This is a genomic window from Pedobacter sp. AC212 (genome assembly GCF_979258625.1).
Genome location: NZ_OZ409870.1, coordinates 3,806,090 through 3,825,040, shown reverse-complemented (window position 1 = coordinate 3,825,040; position 18,951 = coordinate 3,806,090). Strand labels below are relative to the sequence as shown.

General features: G+C 40.9%; 8 protein-coding genes. All 8 read left to right on the top strand.

The annotated features are described in order from the left end of the window. The first annotated feature begins 18 nt into the window (after window positions 1–18). Window positions 19–2,436: a glycoside hydrolase family 127 protein gene (locus tag ACZZZC_RS16275; protein WP_463487687.1), complete on the top strand. Its 2,418-nt coding sequence runs from the start codon at window positions 19–21 to the stop codon at window positions 2,434–2,436. A 30-nt stretch (window positions 2,437–2,466) separates the two neighbouring features. Continuing rightward, window positions 2,467–4,950 carry a glycoside hydrolase family 95 protein gene (locus ACZZZC_RS16270; protein ID WP_463483113.1) on the top strand — a complete coding sequence of 828 codons (2,484 nt, stop codon included), beginning with the start codon at window positions 2,467–2,469 and terminating at the stop codon, window positions 4,948–4,950. 92 nt (window positions 4,951–5,042) lie between these two features. After that, window positions 5,043–6,599, top strand: a complete 1,557-nt coding sequence (locus ACZZZC_RS16265; RefSeq protein ID WP_463483112.1) for a glycoside hydrolase family 43 protein — start codon at window positions 5,043–5,045, stop codon at window positions 6,597–6,599. A gap of 278 nt (window positions 6,600–6,877) precedes the next feature. After that, on the top strand, window positions 6,878–8,560 hold the full coding sequence (locus ACZZZC_RS16260; RefSeq protein ID WP_463487686.1) for a glycoside hydrolase family 43 protein: 1,683 nt from the start codon (window positions 6,878–6,880) through the stop codon (window positions 8,558–8,560). 617 nt (window positions 8,561–9,177) lie between these two features. After that, on the top strand, window positions 9,178–12,345 hold the full coding sequence (locus tag ACZZZC_RS16255) for a SusC/RagA family TonB-linked outer membrane protein (RefSeq protein ID WP_463483110.1): 3,168 nt from the start codon (window positions 9,178–9,180) through the stop codon (window positions 12,343–12,345). 11 nt (window positions 12,346–12,356) lie between these two features. Beyond that, window positions 12,357–14,252 carry a RagB/SusD family nutrient uptake outer membrane protein gene (locus ACZZZC_RS16250; RefSeq protein WP_463483109.1) on the top strand — a complete coding sequence of 632 codons (1,896 nt, stop codon included), beginning with the start codon at window positions 12,357–12,359 and terminating at the stop codon, window positions 14,250–14,252. A gap of 16 nt (window positions 14,253–14,268) precedes the next feature. Continuing rightward, window positions 14,269–17,136 carry a SusC/RagA family TonB-linked outer membrane protein gene (locus ACZZZC_RS16245; protein ID WP_463483108.1) on the top strand — a complete coding sequence of 956 codons (2,868 nt, stop codon included), beginning with the start codon at window positions 14,269–14,271 and terminating at the stop codon, window positions 17,134–17,136. 20 nt (window positions 17,137–17,156) lie between these two features. Beyond that, window positions 17,157–18,929 carry a RagB/SusD family nutrient uptake outer membrane protein gene (locus tag ACZZZC_RS16240; RefSeq protein WP_463483107.1) on the top strand — a complete coding sequence of 591 codons (1,773 nt, stop codon included), beginning with the start codon at window positions 17,157–17,159 and terminating at the stop codon, window positions 18,927–18,929. Window positions 18,930–18,951: the final 22 nt, after the last annotated feature.

Sequence of the window (18,951 nt, the reverse complement as noted above, 5' to 3'; positions counted from 1 at the left end):
GTCCCAAAATCATTATTTATGATCGTACCAATTAAATCTGCTATCAACAAAAATATAAAAAAACTGGTTTGCACAATCTTGCTCCCGGCAGCATTTTATCAAACCTTGCTTGCGCAAGATAAGCTATATAATAATGCCTTTCCACTGGAGCAGGTTACCTTAAAAAATGGTCCTTTTCTTCACGCCCGCGACCTCAACATGCAAACACTTTTAAGCTATGATGTTGACAGGTTGCTGTATCCTTATAGAAAAGAAGCTGGTCTGCCAATAGTAAAAGAAGGTTACAAAAACTGGGATGGTTTGGATGGGCATGTTGGCGGGCATTATTTATCTGCACTTGCCTTCAATTATGCATCTACTGGTAACCCGGAATGTAAAAAAAGAATAGATCACATGATTGCGGTATTAAAAGAATGCCAGAACAAAAACACTAAAGAACGGAGCGATTGGGCATCAGGCTATGCAGGAGGTGTTCCTAATGGTACTGAAATATGGTCAACTCTAAAAGAAGGAAACTTTAAAGCATATAAGGCGGCTTGGGTAACTTGGTATAATGTGCACAAAACTTTTGCCGGTTTAAGAGATGCTTGGGTTTATGGCAAAAGTGATGTGGCAAAAGAAGTATTCCTTAAATTTTGCGATTGGGCAATAGCCGTTACCGCAAAACTTTCGGCGCAACAGATGCAGGAAATGCTTGATACTGAGCATGGAGGGATGAATGAAGTGCTGGCAGATGCTTACCAGCTTACCGGCAATCAAAAATATTTAACAGCAGCGGTTCGTTTTTCACATCAAATGCTACTTAACCCTATGGCCAGGCATCAGGATAATCTTGATAACAAACATGCCAACACACAAGTTCCGAAAGCGGTTGGCTTTCAACGTATAGGAGAATTAAATCATGATGATGTTTATGAAAAATCAGGACAATTTTTTTGGGAGACAGTAACCGGAAAACGAAGCCTTGCGTTTGGTGGTAACAGTCGTAGAGAATTTTTTCCGAGCGCAACAGCAACGTCTGATTTTATAGATCATGTGGAAGGACCTGAAACCTGCAACACTTACAATATGCTCAAGCTAACAGAAGGTTTATTTAGGGAAAAGCCTGATGCAAGATATGCAGATTATTATGAGAAGGCGCTCTATAATCATATCCTTTCTACGCAGCATCCTGAGCATGGTGGATACGTATATTTTACGCCCGCAAGGCCGAGACACTATCGGGTGTATTCGGCCCCAAATCAGGGCATGTGGTGTTGTGTGGGTAGCGGTATGGAAAATCACAGCAAATACAATGCTTTTATTTATACCCACCAACGCGATTCTTTATACTTGAATTTATTTATTGCTTCTGAACTGGATTGGAAAGAAAAGAAAATTAAACTGAAGCAGGAAACCAGTTTTCCCGATGAGGAACGAAGCCGCCTGGTGGTAAGCGATGGCAACGCAACATTTACGCTGATGCTCAGACATCCTTCATGGCTCAAAAAAAATGAGATGGAAGTTAAAATCAATGGAAAAAAAATAAATTATACCTTAACTGCTTCGGCTTACATTGCCATCAAACGCAGTTGGAAAAAAGGAGATGTGCTCGAATTCAGCTTGCCAATGGAATCGACTGTAGAGCGTTTGCCAAACCTGCCAGAATATGTTGCAATTATGCATGGACCTATCTTGCTTGGTGCTAAAACAAAGACAGAAAAACTAACTGGTTTGGTTGCGAATGATAGTCGCTGGGGACATATTGCAAGTGGACAGAAACTTCCAATTGATAAAGCACCCATTTTAATTGATCAGGATATTACTAAAATTTCGGACAAATTAGCCCCAATTACTGGACAACCAATGCACTTTTCTTTTGTAAACGAAAAAATTGTTAATCAAGAGCCCTTAGCACTAGAACCATTTTACCGTATTCATGATTCGAGATACATGATGTATTGGATGGCCTTAACGCCCAACCAATATGTTAGCTACGTTGATTCTGTAAAAAAATCGGAAACCGAGAAGATGCATTTGTCTGCTCGGACCCAAGATTTTGTTGCCCCTGGTGAGCAGCAGCCGGAAGTAGATCACCAGATGAGAAGTGAGTTTTCCAGAAGTGGATCTTACCTTGATGAATTTTGGCGGGATGCCAACAATGGTGGTTATTTTAGCTATCAGTTGAACACAAACGGTTTGGAAAATTTATTGCTTAACGTACGATATTATACCACAGGGAATGCCAATGAGAAATTTGACATCTTAATTGATGATAAAAAATGGCAAACGATCGACATGGCTTCGGTACAAAACAAACGTGGCTTTTACAATCAAGAATATCCAATCCCTGCAGCTTTGCTTAAAGGCAAGAAAAATATTACCTTGAAATTTGCATCAGTTGATAGAAAAGCCACGCCCCGGGTTTATTACGTTAGGTTGGTAAAACCACAATAAACATTTCTTTAACATAACCTGAATATTGTGATGAAAGACCAAAAATTTTGGCTATTCCTGTTACTTTTTTTAGATATTTCTGTCACCGCTTTGTATGCTCAGCAACCCAAACGTTTGCCGCTTAAGCTTTGGTATGATCAACCGGCTGGTAAAACTTGGGAAAATGCGCTGCCCATTGGAAATGGAATGCTTGGCGCAATGATTTATGGAAATGTAACAAAAGAGATTATAAAACTAAATGAACATACACTTTGGAGTGGTGGTCCATATCAGAATGACGTTCCTGAAACCATCAATTATCTTCCTGAAATCAGGCGATTGATTTTTGATGGAAAACATAAAGAAGCAGAGAATCTAGCCAATAAAGTCATGTTTGGAAAAAAATCATCCGGGCAGATTTTCCAGCCTGCCGGGAACCTCGAACTCAGTTTTACAAAGCAGGAAGTTTACCAAAATTACAAGCGTGAGCTCGATCTCGAAAAAGCAATCTGCAAAACAACCTATACTGTTGATGGCGTAAACTACACCCGAACTGCCTTTGCCGCTTTTGGTAACCGCGTTGTGGTCATGCGCCTTACTGCGAACAAACCAGGCCAGATTTCATTCTCGGCAGGTTACAGTACTCCCCATAAAAAAGTTGCTATTGCCACTTCCGAAACCGATAAGCTGATAATGAAAGGTGTTTCGAGCGATCATGAAGGGGTGAAAGGATTAATCAAATACCAGTTGATGAGTCAGTTTAAAAATGAGGGAGGTACAATCAGTTCAACAGACAGCACAATCAGTGTTAAAGGAGCTAACGCCGTTACGATTTACATTTCCATCGCCACTAATTTCAATAACTATCAAGATATAAGCAGCGATGCCGCTGCTCGTGCCGCCATGTATTTAAAGCAGTCTGCAGCAAAAACCTATGTAGAGATTTTGAATACCCACACAGGGATCTATCAAAAATATTTTAATCGTGTACAGCTTGATCTTGGCACCACACCAGCAGCCAATTTGCCAACAGATCAGCGGCTTGCAAATTTTAGAAAAGTTTCTGATCCAGCCTTTGTATCACTTTATTATCAGTTCGGAAGATATCTATTAATCAGTTCCTCCCAGCCTGGTGGCCAGCCAGCAAACTTACAAGGCATCTGGAATGATAAGTTATACCCGGCCTGGGATAGTAAATACACCATCAATATCAATGCCCAAATGAATTACTGGCCTGCGGAGCCTGCCAATCTTACAGAACTGCATGCGCCATTTTTAAAAATGGTTAAAGAACTTGCAGAAACAGGTGCCGTTACGGCCAGAAATATGTATGGAACAAGGGGGTGGGTGGCACATCACAATACCGATATATGGAGAAGTACGGGGCCTGTTGATGGTGCATTCTGGGGCATTTGGAATGGCGGTGGCGGTTGGACAAGCCAACACCTATGGCAACATTATCTTTATAATGGCGACAAAAACTATCTTAAAACGCTCTATCCGGTGATGAAAGGAGCTGCAATGTTCTATAAAGATTTCCTGGTGGTTCATCCAAAATATAAATGGCTGGTGGTAAATCCTGGTACTTCACCAGAAAATGCGCCGAAAGCGCATGGTGGTTCATCACTTGATGCCGGAACCACAATGGATAACCAAATTGTTTTTGATGTATTCTCATCCGTTATCCAGGCAGCTAAAATCCTGAAGGTAGATCAGAAATTTACAGATAGTTTGGTAAGTATGCGGGCGCAGTTGCCTCCAATGCATATCGGGAAATACGGACAGCTGCAGGAATGGCTGGATGATATAGACAGTCCTGATGACAAACACCGCCACATTTCACACTTGTACGGGCTTTTTCCTTCCAATCAAATCTCACCTTACCGTACCCCCTTACTTTTTTCTGCCGCTAAAAATACGCTGCTGCAGCGTGGAGATGTATCAACAGGGTGGAGCATGGGCTGGAAAATTAATTGGTGGGCGAGAATGCAGGATGGTAATCATGCCTATCAGATAATCCAAAATCAGTTAACGCCATTGGGCATAAACGTCGGGGGTGGCGGAACTTACAATAATCTTTTTGATGCGCATCCGCCTTTTCAAATTGATGGAAACTTTGGTTGCACTTCAGGGATAACCGAAATGCTGATGCAAAGTGCTGATGAAGCGCTGCACCTATTACCGGCACTCCCAGACCAATGGAAAAAGCAAGGATTAGTAAAAGGATTAAGGGCGAGGGGTGGCTTCGAAGTGCAGGAAATGGTTTGGGCAAATGGCAAGTTACTTAAAGTAATTCTAAAATCAGTTATTGGTGGAAACCTGCGGTTGAGGGTGCCAAACCAACTAAAAGGCGACGGGTTTTTATTGAAAAAAGCAAAAGGCCGAAATGCTAATCCATTGTATACGGTTGCAGAAACGCCTGATGCCTTATTATCAGAAAATGCAATCACCAGCCATCTGGTTTTGCAGCAAAGCTTCCTTTATGATATGCCAACTTCGGCTGGCAAATCGTATACACTGCGCATCAATAATTAATTCATTAAAATATGGCATATTTCACAAAATGGAACGTGAGTAAAGTCAATCCAAACACCATTTTTTTATCCTCTATCTAATTACAAATCAGAATGAATAAAATAATTATTTTTTGCTTGCTTTCAATTTCTTGTTTGGGTTTTCAGTTATTCGCACAAAAAGCGCAGAACCCGGTCATTTATGCCGATGTGCCTGATCTCTCAATGATCCGCGTGGGTAAAAATTATTACATGAGCAGTACTACAATGCACATGAGTCCGGGCCTTCCTATTATGAAATCAAATGATCTAATTAATTGGCAAATGCTTGGTTATGCTTATGATACCTTAGCTAATGTAGATGCATTAAATCTGGTTAATGGTAAAACTGCTTATGGTAAAGGTTCTTGGGCCAGTAGTCTGCGTTATCACAATGGAACTTTTTATGTGAGTACTTTCGCTCAGACTACAGGAAAAACTACGCTATTCAGCACCAAAGATATTGAAAAGGGAAACTGGAACCGGGTTGATTTTAAACCAAGTTTGCACGATCATTCCTTGTTTTTTGATAACGGAAAAGCATACATGATTTATGGTACCGGGAAAATCAGAATGGTGGCACTGAACAAAGACCTTAGTGGTATTGATATTGAATTTCCGGAGCGTGTTCTGATTGAAGATGCCGGCCTGCCTTCAGGAAATTCGGGAGGTTTACCCGCTGAAGGATCGCAAATGTTTAAAATAAAGGGTAAGTATTATCTGTTCAATATTACCTGGCCGAGAGGAGGAATGCGGACGGTTGTTGTTCATCGTTCTGATCAACTTTTTGGTCCATATGAAGGGAAAGTAATCCTTCAGGATAAAGGTGTTGCGCAAGGTGGTTTAATTGATACGCCTGATGGTAACTGGTTTGCATACTTATTCAGGGATAATGGCGCCGTGGGAAGAATTCCTTACCTGGTACCAGTAAAATGGGAAGACGGCTGGCCAGTGTTAGGAAATAATGGTCGGGTACCAGATAGCCTCAACCTATCTGAAAGTAAAGGTCTAATTCCTGCTATTTCTGCTGCTGATGAATTTACACGGAAAAAAGGAGACCGCGATTTGCCGCTAGTTTGGCAGTGGAATCACAATCCAGATGCGAAAAATTGGTCAGTAAACAAAAGAAAGGGCTTCCTTCGCTTAACTACAGGCCGTATCGACTCCAGCTTTTTAACAGCTAGAAATACGCTTACCCAAAGAACACTAGGTCCCTTTTCATCCGCTAACATTGCTTTGGATGTTCAAAACATGAAAAACGGCGATTATGCAGGGTTGGGCATTCTACAGAAAAATTTTGGACAAGTGGGTGTTAAGGTTATTAACGGTAAAAAATCGATTGTATTTACCGATTTTTCAAGTGAAAAAAACACTTTTGTTAGCGCAATTCCTCTGATGCAAGATAACATATTCTTTAAAGTCGACTGCGACTTTACCAATCGAAAAGATTTAGCGACTTTTTTCTATAGTCTGGACGGAAAGGATTGGAAAAACATTGGGAATTCAATAAAAATGAGCTATACCATCCCACATTTTATGGGTTATCGATTTGCTTTATTCAACTATGCGCATGATGAAATTGGAGGATTTGCAGATTTTGATTACTTCCGCATATCACAAAGTGAAAAATAGATAGCCGCAAAAGGTAAAAAAAGTTTTTATGTTGGAATTTGAACAATAGTGCTAGCATTTTCATCATTCGTTCAATCTCAGGATAGGTGATAGACCTATCTTCGAAACCTATAAAAGGTGGTGTAACTGTGTTTTCAGCACAATACATCATGAAGGATAACCAATATATAAACTCATTTATGAACAAACCATTTGCAAATCTTTTCTTCAATTTCAGGCATCGCCTAAGAAAAAATTCTTCTGCTAGGCTTATGCTTGCAACTGCACTAATCTGCGGTATGCTAACTTTATTAAGCGCATTCACGAAATATACCGACAGCCTTAAACGACTACCTCCGGCCACACCTGTTTTTAGCAATTATATTTATCAGGGTGATGATGATATTTACAAAAAATACCCGCTGAAATCTGATGAATTTTACACACCCATTCTTCAGGGTTGTTATCCGGATCCAAGTATTACCAAAAAGGGAGATGACTATTATTTAGTAGTTTCCTCTTTTGCATTTTTTCCTGGCGTACCCATCTTCCATTCAAAAGATTTGGTAAACTGGACACAATTGGGCCACGTGCTAGACCGCACATCACAGCTAAAAGTAGAACGTTCGGGTATGAGCGAAGGGATTTATGCACCCTCTATTTTATACAACAAACTAAATGATACGTTTTATATGATCACTACACAAATTGCTGGCGGGATGGGCAATATGGTAGTAAAAACTAAAGATCCGGCAAAAGGGTGGAGTGAGCCATACAAACTTAAATTTGATGGCATCGATCCTTCTTTATTTTTCGATGATAACGGAAAAGCGTATGTGGTGCATAATGATGCCCCTGAAAAAGAATTGTATCAGGGACACCGTGCCATTAAAATCTGGGAGTATGATCTGGCGAATGATCAGATTATACCAGGTACTGATAAAATTATTGTAAACGGTGGAGTAGATTTAAGTAAACGTCCGATTTGGATTGAAGCTCCTCACATTTATAAAAAGAATAACAAATATTACCTGATGTGCGCTGAAGGTGGAACTGGAGGAGCACATAGCGAAGTAGTTTTTGTCAGCGATAATGCAAAAGGGCCTTACGTACCATCGGCGCAAAACCCTATCCTTAGTCAGCGCCATCTTCCTGCAAAAAGAACTGATAAAATAGATTGGGCCGGACATGCAGACTTGGTGGAAGGACCTAACGGTAATTACTACGGCGTATTTTTAGGAATCAGGCCTAATGAAAAAGACCGCGTAAATACTGGCCGAGAAACTTATTTACTTCCTGTAAACTGGGATGGCGAGTTTCCAATCTTCGAAGGCGGTTTGGAACCACTAAAAACAAAGTTGAAAATGCCAGCCGGAGTAAAAAACAATACCGGCAAGCAAGGCTTTTTTCCAAACGGTAACTTTACCTTTCGCGATCAGTTTTCATCAGCAAAACTGGATTACAGATGGATTGGACTTAGAGGGCCAAGAGAAGGCTTTGCCTCAACAACATCAAAAGGACTGATGATAAAACCTTATGCTGTAGATGTTAAAGCAGCAGAACCTATTTCTGCATTGTTTCAGCGCCAGCAGCACAACAACTTTTCTGCTACAGTAACCATGAATTACAAACCTGACTCGGAAAAAGATCTGGCAGGAATTGTTTGTTTACAAAAGGAAAGTTATCACTATGTGTTTGGTGTAACCAAGAAAGACGATAGCTATTATCTTTTGCTGCAGCGCACAGAAGACAATGCCTCGACTATATTGGCTAAAGTTAAAATTGATGTAAATAAACCAATTGACCTAAAGGTTTCGGCAAAAGGTGATGATTATACTTTTAGTTACGCAATGGGAGATAAGAAATTCAACAATCTCGGTGGAACCGTTTCTGGAGATATTTTGTCGACAAATGTAGCCAAGGGATTTACAGGTGCGTTAATAGGTTTGTATGCTACCTCTGCAAGTAAAGTTGCGCTTTAGTTTGCATTTGCAAAGCTCTTATACGATTGCATAAGAAGGAAATAGCAAACAATTGCACACATCAAATTTATCAAACTATAAAATTTCGGGTAATTCTGCATTAAATAAATAATAATAACGCTCAAAATCGGTCTCTGCAATCGTTTGCAGAGACCTTAAACATCAGTGTCATCATTTTGAACAATTGTACCATCAATCCAAAATCGACCAAATTACTTTTATCAAACTAATTACAAAACTCCTCTCTAACTAAGTGGAGTACCTAACCAAATAAGTAATGAATAGCAATCTGATTAATGCCGGTTTCGTGTGTGATTGATTTTGGTAGGCAATTTTTTGTGCTGCTGATCAATATCAGTAGACGTAGAATTCTTAACTCATGATCATGATGCCTATCGTAATCAGTTACAAACAACTAAACCAGAAGATATCAAATAAAATCAAAATGAGACCAGCAACTTAAATGGGGCAACTGCGTTTCGCAGGCATCCAAGTAACATCCACTAACCAAATACTAACCAATGTACGATGAAGAAATTCAACCTAAAGGGCATAGAATATGAGCCTTCTATGCATAACCGAACGAATCAAATTCTACATGCGATAAACAAAACTATATGATGGACAAATACACGAATCAAAGTGGTAATGCCCAAACATTAGATAAAAAAATTAGCGCATTACTATTAAAAATTACATTTATTATCTGCTCTTGTTTGCTGCTTACAAATACATCTGTAGCGCAGCAGAAAAGAGTGTTAAGAGGTACAGTTGTAGATGAGCAGAACGACCCGCTTGTTGGCGTAACTGTTTCCCTTAAAGGAACCAACTCCAGGGTAAGTACCAATAGGGATGGTAAGTTTTCAATCGAAATCCCTACTGATAAAACAACACTGTTATTCAACTATGTTGGGATGAGTCAAAAAGAGATTACCCTTACCGATAAGAACGACATCGTAGTATCTATGAGTAACGACAATAAAGTGCTGAATGAAGTGATTGTTGTGGGGTACGGACAACAGAAAAAAGCCAGCGTGGTAGGTGCCATTACCCAAACTACTGGTAAAGTACTGGAGCGTACCGGAGGCGTAACGAACTTAGGGATGGCCTTAACCGGGAATCTTCCAGGTGTGGTCACCACAGCCTCTTCAGGCCTGCCAGGTGGAGAAGATCCTCAAATTCTTATCCGTGGGCAAAGCTCCTGGAATAACAGTTCGCCATTGATTTTAATTGATGGTATTGAACGTTCCATCAGCTCTATAGACATTTCATCTGTAGAAAGTGTTTCAGTACTTAAAGATGCTTCTGCAACTGCGGTATATGGAGTTAGGGGTGCGAATGGTGTAATCCTGGTAACCACTAAACAAGGAGTAGAAGGCAGGGCACAGGTGCAGGTTAGATCAAACTTAACTGCAAAAGTACCATCGAGATTACCTGAAAAATACGATTCATACGACGCTTTGATGATCAAAAACAGAATTATTGAGCGTGAATCTATCGTTGATCCCAATGCCTGGTCGGGTTATACGCCCATGCAAATGATTGAGAAATACCGGAATCCATTAGATCCTGGTGAATGGGACAGATATCCAAATGTAGATTGGGAGGCAGAGTTATTTAAAGATAAGGCCATGTCTTACAATACATCGGCAAATGTTTCGGGTGGTTCCAAATTCGTTACCTATTTCGCTGGGGTTGACCTTACCCGCGAAGGAGATTTATTCAAAACCTTTCCCAATCAACGCGGATACGAATCAAATTTCGGTTATAACCGAACAAACGTGAGGAGTAATCTCGATTTCAATCTAACTAAAACCACTAAATTTTCAACTAAGTTATTCGGATCGAATGGTGTAAGACAATTGCCTTACGATATAGCAGATGGCGATCAGGCTTTCTGGTCTTCTGCCTACCGAACAGCGCCAGATTCTTTCAGGCCGATTTATTCTGATGGTACTTATGGCTTTTTCCCAACCGCCACTCAGGATCAGCCAAATGCGGCCTTCTGGCTTGCTTACTCTGGCGTAGAAAAACGAACCACTACACAGCTGACAACCGATTTTATTCTTCAGCAAAAACTGGATATGCTAACCAAAGGCCTGAGTTTGCGTGGTAGCCTTTCCCTTGATAATACTTTTCTGGAAAGAAGACGCGGAATAAACGATCAGTTTAATTCAGCACAAAGGAAATATGTTAATCCACTTACCGGCATCGTTTCTTTTGAGCAACAAAGAAATACAGGAACGCAGTTCGATTTTACTGATGCGATTCAATGGTCTGTTGCTACAGGAGAGGTAGATAGGGGCGCAACTTACAGGAATATGAACTACCAGTTCCAGGTTAATTACGATCGTACATTTGGTGCTCATTCGGTAACGGCAATGGGTTTACTACAACGTCAGCGTTTAGCCAGAGGCGGTGCATTCCCAACATTCAGAGAAGATTGGGTGTTTCGTACCACCTATAATTACAAATCTAAATATCTGTTTGAGGCCAATGGCGCCTATAATGGTTCCGAGCAGTTCGGTCCAGATTACCGTTTTGCATTCTTCCCATCAGTTTCTGCCGGCTGGGCAATCAGCAATGAGGAGTTTATGAAATCTATTAAGTTTCTTGACTTGTTAAAAGTAAGAGCATCCTGGGGAAGAATTGGTGATGATGCCCTGGGTGGCCCAAGATGGCCTTTCCGCGATTCTTATCAATACGGCAACAATACGCCAATGGGCAGTCCTGCTGTAGCAACTCCCTATACCATTTATCGTATAGCAACCATGGGCAATCCAAACCTTTCTTGGGAAACTGTAGAAAAACAAAATTTGGGGATTGAATACAGCTTTTTCAAGGGTGACATTTCCGGAAACATTGATATTTTCAGAGACAACAGAAAAGACATTATGATTGGTGGAGGTTCGCGGGCAATTCCATCTTATTATGGATTTGGAGGCAGCGCACCTAGGGCAAATCTTGGTGAGGTAAGCAGCAAAGGTTACGAAATAGAATTGCGCCTAACCCATTCGTTTGGAAAAGGAATCCGGGCATGGGCAAATTTTGCCTTAACACATGCCACCAACTTAACAAAATTCAGAGATGACCCAGAATTAACGCCCGATTACCAGAAACAGGCAGGTTATGCCATCGGACAAACCCGTTCTTACCTGGATAATGGTTTTATCTCCAATTGGGATGACTTATATGGTAGCACGGTAAGGTTGTCTAATAATCAAAATAAATTACCAGGTGATTATAACATCATCGATTTTAATGGTGACGGTATAATTGATGATAAGGACCGGGCGCCATACGGTTACACGGGTAATCCACAGAATACCTACAACGCCAGTATCGGTTTCGAGTGGAAACGATTTAATCTTTTCGTACAATTCTATGCCGTAAATAACGTAACCAGAGAAATAGAATTTCCAAATTATCAAGGCAAAAGTAATGTGGTATTTGTGGAGCGTCCTTTCTGGTACCTTCAAGATGGAGGAGGCGAAGTTCCACCACCACGTTGGAGCGTTCTTGATGCATTTGGTGGTAGCGGAACCCGCTATTATTACGATGCATCCTACATCCGCCTAAAAAATGCTGAACTCGGTTACACGCTTTCCGGCAATTCCGTAAGCAAGCTTGGTGTAAAATCTTGCCGCTTTTTTGTAAACGGCAATAACCTCTTTCTTTGGACAAATATGCCTGATGATAGAGAATCGAACTTCAGCGGCGCTTCCGGAGGCGGGGCATATCCAACCGTCAAACGTTTCAATTTTGGCATTGATATCACTTTATAAACGATTTAAAGATGAAAAATCTCTTAAAAAATATTTTGTTCCCCGCCTTTATTTTAGTCGGAACATTAACATTAAGTTCTTGTAAAAAATATCTGGAAAGATCGCCTCTGGCCGATATTCAGGAAGCTGATCCATATAAAAACTTCAGGAATTTTCAGGGCTTTACAGAAGAACTTTATAACTGTATCCCTTTATTAAGCGTAGTCGAAGCACATAATAGTTTCAATCTTGGCGAAGAAGAATTTTGGGAGCTAGGTGAAACCCGTTTGCTATCCTATCACATCGATCAGGGAAACTATATGGCTTGGACGAATACCTTCTACAATTTTTTAGGTACGGGAGGCGATCCGGCCAACGGAATTAATAATGATCCAAACAGATCCAAAGGAAAACTTTGGGGCCTTTCATGGTATGCCATCAGGAAAGCAAACGTTGGATTGGCAAACCTGGATAAATTAACAGATGCCACTCAGGAAGAAAAAGACCTGATTGCTGGGCAGCTTTATTTCTTTCGTGGTTACTTCCATCAGGTGTTAATGGAATACTGGGGCGGCCTGCCTTACATTGATCAGGTTTTACCAAGTGATGAAGTAATAAAAATTCCAAGACTAAGTTACCAGGCCACTGCAAATAAAGTAGCCGCAGATTTAAAACGGGCTGCAGATTTGTTGCCGGTAGATTGGGATCAAACATTGGTTGGTAAGCAAACAGCCGGAAACAATAATACCAGAATCAATAAGATTATGGCGCTTTGTTTTATGGGGAAAAACTATTTATGGGCTGGCAGTCCGTTAATGAACAGAGAATCGACAGGAAGCAGTACTTACAACGCCGAATTTTGTAAAAAATCTGCAGATGTTTTTGCTGAAGCTTTAAGACTGATAGAGAGCACAAATCGTTACGAACTGGCACCATTTTCACAATACCGTGATCTGTTTTACACTTTCAATCAGAACGGAAAAATTCCAGGCTTGAAGGAATCTATCTTTCTTGAAAATTTAGCTAACGCTGGAGGCCGCTGGAGGTGGAATCAGGTAAATGATTACCGTCCACTGGTTATTCACCAAACCGGTATTAAAGTTTATCCAACAGCAAACTATGCAGATTACTATGGAATGGCCAATGGCTTACCCATCGTTGATCCCGAAAAGAAAGATGACAATAACGGTTACGATCCGGAATATCCTTGGAAAAACAGAGATCCAAGATTCTACAATGACATTATGATTGATGGAGAGAAATGCGTGCTTACTGCTCAAAGCGTAGGTAACAATGAATTCCGTCAATATGCCAGTCTTTTCACCAACGGACTTTTTAGAACCGCGGATGGCAATAAAAAGGTGTGGACAGGTTATCTGAACTCCAAATTTGTTTCCAAATTGATGAATGAATTCGACGGATACCGGGAGAACAACACCTTTGTACTCAGTTTAATGCGCCTTGCAGACGTTTATTTATTATATGCTGAAGCAGCGGCAAATGGTTATGGAACGCCTCAAAGTACTGCATCAGGTTATTCACTTTCTGCAGTGCAGGCGGTAAATAAAATTCGCACCAGGGCCGGCGTAGCTGATGTTTCGAACAGGTTTTTAGCTTCAACAACTGATTTCATGAGCGAATTAAGAAGAGAACGTGCTGTAGAATTGGCCTTTGAAGGACATCGATTCAACGATTTAAGAAGATGGTTGCTGCTTACAGAGCGCCCATATACCTTAAAAAAGGCAGTTGAGTTTGACCGGGCAACTCCAAACGCCCAGGTTTACGCAGATCCAAAAAACGCAAGGGTTAGAAATTTCAGGGAAACTGTATTGTTTGAAAGACAACTTGGCCAACGCCATTATTGGCTTCCTTTCCGTGTGGAAGATGTAAACATGTATAGTGAATTCAAGCAGAATCCAGGTTGGTAATTTTAAGCGAGAAAAAATGAATATAAAATATATAAATGCTTGTTGCTTTTTGCTCCTGATTTACTTTATGAGTATCCAGGGTGCTGATGCACAAGAGAAGAAAGACAGTCTGGTAAACGTTGCATTTGACAGGGTATCTCCGAGAAATCTGCTCGGCGGAGTTTCTGTGGTAGATGTTTCCGATATCTTAAATAAAAGTTATAGCACCAACAGCCTTGATAATTTGCAGAGTTTCGTAGGCGGATACACTGGTAATGTTTGGGGGCAGGCGCCACTCATATTAGTAGATGGTATTCCACGCCGGTCAACTGATGTACGCTTAGTAGAGGTAGAATCCATTACGGTATTAAAAGCGGCCAGTGCGGTAGTGTTATATGGCAGCCGTGGTTCCAAAGGCGTTATTTTGATTACTACAAAACGTGGCAGTGAAAGCCCGTTAACAATTAAGGTAAGGGCAAATACGGGCGTTTTCGTTCCGAAAAATTATCCAAATTACCTTAAAGCTGCAGATTACATGAGCCTGTATAATGAAGCATTAACTAACGATGGTATTGCTACCTCGGGTGCCGGATATACCCAACAGGATATTGAAAATACGCGATCTGGTGTAAACCCTTATCGCTATCCAGATGTAGATTTTTTTAGTTCAGATTATTTAAGAAAAGCCTACACCCGTTCTGATGTAACCACTGAGGTATCCGGTGGAAATAATTTCGCCCGTTACTACACCAACATTGGCCTTTCTTACAACAATAGTTTGGTTAAGTATGGCGAACAGAATAACAACAGCGATTTAGCATTTAACGTAAGAGGTAACGTAGATATGAACATTACCAAATGGTTAACGGCCTCGGCAGATGCTGTGGCCATAACGACCAATAACTACGCAGGCAGAGGGAATTTTTGGGGTTCGAGTGCTACAATTGCACCAAATTTCAATAGGTTTTCACCATTGATACCGATTGATATGCTCGATCCTACCAATGCTTCGCTACAAACAATCGTCAAAAACAGCAATCACATCATCGATGGTAAATTTTTGTTGGGTGGGCAAAGCACCAACCCTACAAACGTATTTTCGGATATGCTTGCTGCGGGTTACATTCGAACCAAATCAAGTACCTTTCTTTATAACCTGAACCTGAAAGCTGATTTAGGTTCAATTGTAGAAGGTTTAAGCTTCAAAACCGGAACCAGCATGGATTATTCTTCCATTTATTCTGAAGCTTATCTTTTGCCTTATGCTACATACAGGCCAACATGGTCAACCGTTAACGGTAAAGATGTAATTACTGCACTGGAAAAATTTGGGGAGGATAAAAACTCAACAAATGAATTTGTGGGTAGATCTACCTATACACAAACGATGTCTTTCAAATCGCAATTTAGCTACGACAGGACTTTTGCAAATGACCACAATGTTACGGCAAATGTGTTGGGCTGGTGGTATAAAACACAATTCTCCAGCGATATTGATAACGAGGGTGGAAGTGATTACCAACCTGTTTTAAATACTAATCTTGGCTTTCAGGCAGCCTATAACTTCAGGAGTAAATATTATGTGGATTTTTCTGCCGCATTGGTACATTCTGCTAAGCTGCCACCAGGTAAAAGAAACGGGCTATCGCCAGCAGTTACAGTAGGCTGGAGAATTTCTAACGAAAATTTCTTCAAAGATAACTTGCCTTTTGTTGATAACCTGAAACTTTCAGCATCCTACGCATCAATCAAACAAGATCTTGATATTACTGGCTACCGGGCAAATAATGTTAATGAACCGGCCGATTATTACCTTTATCAGGGATATTACAGCAACAATGCAACTCTTGGAGGGTATTACCAATGGAGAGATAATGTTGCAGGCGGCAGAACAACTTTATCAGGGCAAGCCGACAATCCTGATTTAACATTTGTAAAAAGAAATGAATTCCGTTTAAGTTTAGAGGGTGCATTATTTAAAAACCTGCTAACTTTCGATTTCAATTATTTCAATCAAAAAACTGATGGATTACTTGCTCGTGGATTAACGCTTTACCCTTCTTATTTTTCTGGTTCAGGCGATTTTCGTCCATGGATCAATTTTAACCAGGATAAACGCAACGGGTTAGATTTCTCTTTAAACCTAAACAGACAAATTGGGCAGGTATTTTATTCTTTGGGCGTGTCTGGTATGTTTTACAACAGTCAGGCCGTGCAACGGGATGAAATTATTGATCAACGTTATTTAGCCAGAGCTGGCAGGCCGCTCGATGCTAATTATGGATATGTAAGTGAAGGCCTTTTCCAAAACCAGGCAGAAATTGATGCACATGCAAAACAAACATTTGGCACTGTTAAACCTGGCGATATCAAGTATCGCGATTTGAACAGCGATGGCTTAATTGATAGCAGAGATCAGCAGGATTTGGGGCATACAGGTTTTGCAGCATCACCTTTCAGCTACGGCGTTAACCTTACTTTGAAATACAAACGATTCACTTTATTCGCATTAGGATCTGGGGTAAGAGGAGCAGTGGGCTTTAAAAACAGTTCATATTACTGGGTAGGCGGTGCAGGTAAATATTCGGAGGTGGTTTTAGACCGTTGGACGGAGCAAACCAAGGCAACTGCCAGCTATCCTCGGTTAACGACCAATAGCAATAACAATTTCCGCAATTCTACCTTCTGGATGTACAAAAACAATCGCTTCGATTTAAACAGGGTACAGCTTACTTATGACTTTAACGAAAAGATTTTTAACAACTCTTTTGTGCATGGTTTGAGCTTATACGTTCAGGGCGATAATTTGTTAGTGGTATCGGCCGAGCGTGAACTTATGGAAACCAATATCGGAACAGCTCCGCAAACCAGGTTTTTTAACTTCGGCGCCAGGGTATCTTTTTAATGATCTAAAACTATAATAATATGAAAATCAATATATTCATCCTCGGATTTGCAGTGTTAGCTTTAACAAGCTGCAAAAAGATTCTGGATCCGGAACCAGAAAATCTGAAGACCATTGATCAGATGTATACAGATGCGAATTTCGCACAGGGCGTTTTGATCAATGCATACCGCACCATTCCTGCATATTATGATAACTCAGAATATGCAACAGATGATGCGGTAACCAATCAATTAACCAACGGCTACCTTCAGGCTGCTACAGGATCATGGACTTCAACCAACAATCCGGCATCAGTATGGAACCAATCTTATGAGGCAATCCAATACCTGAATCTGTTTTTAGAAAATTCGCCAAAAGTAAAGTGGGCTTCAGATGTTGAAAGCTCCAGGCTTTTTAACCTTCGCATGAGAGGGGAAGCTTTTGGCCTTCGTGGGTTGTATTTATATTTCCTGCTCCGTAATCATGGTGGGGTTTCAACGAACGGGCAATTAATGGGGGTGCCAATTGTAACTGCCTACCAAACGCCTAAAACGGATTTTAATATCCCACGGGCTTCTTTTGATGCTTGCGTAAAACAGGTTTATAAGGATTTAGATAGTGCAGAAGCTTATCTTCCGTTAGAATATAATGATGTTTCTGCCGCAAGCCAGATACCAGACCGTTTTAAAAATTTTACCGGCAATGTAGAAACCTATAACCGTGTAATGGGTCAATATGCCCGGCTGTTATTTAATGGTTTAATTGCCAGATCTTTTAGGGCAAGAACGGCACTCCTGGCTTCCAGCCCGGCCTTTCAAAACAGTGCAAATACCACAACATGGGCAGATGCGGCTGAATTTGCCGGAAGGGTAATTGACTATAAAGGTGGCGTAAATGCACTTCCGGCAAACGGAGGTACTTATTATGCCAATACCGCAGAGGTTGACGGTTTAGGAGGAGGGACGAATCCATCTGAAATTATCTGGCGGGAAAATATCGTAACCAGCGATGGAACGCAGGAAGGGCAGCACTTTCCACCATCATTATTCGGAACCGGATTTATGAACCCAACACAAAACCTTGTAGAGGCGTTTCCAATGGCAAACGGTTATCCTATAAATCACCCGAACGCAAATTTTAATGCCAATGCGCCCTATACTTCCAGAGACCCAAGATTTGCCAAGTATATTATTTACGATGGCGCAACAGCAGGCGTTAATAACGCGGTAATCAGAACAGGAAGTGCTTCAGGAACAGATAACGGGATCAATGTTCGTTCAACTTCCACCAGAACCGGTTATTATATGAAAAAGCGTTTGAGAATGGATGTAAACCGTAATCCGATTGCAATAAGCGGCAAAACGCATTATAACCCACGTATTCGTTATACAGAGCTATATCTGGATTATGCAGAGGCCGCAAATGAGGCATGGGGCCCGACAGGAACGGGAACCCGGGCTTATTCTTCGTATGATATTATTAAAGCCATCCGCAGAAGAGCATTCGGATTTGCCAGCGATCCCTATCTGGAAGAATGCAAAGGTGATGTAGCGAAAATGCGTGATTTGATTAAAAATGAACGCCGCCTGGAATTATCTTTCGAAGGATTTCGGTTCTGGGACCTCAGACGTTGGAAGACAGATCTGGCAAAGCTGAATGAAACCGCAAAAGGTCTTGATGTAAACGGTGCTGTATACACGCCGTTCAACGCCGAAACAAGAGCCTTTCAGCAATATATGATTTACGGACCGATTCCAAATTCAGAAGTTTTGAAATATAATCAACTGATGCAAAACCAGGGCTGGAAATAATTGATACCTATTTAAATGATTC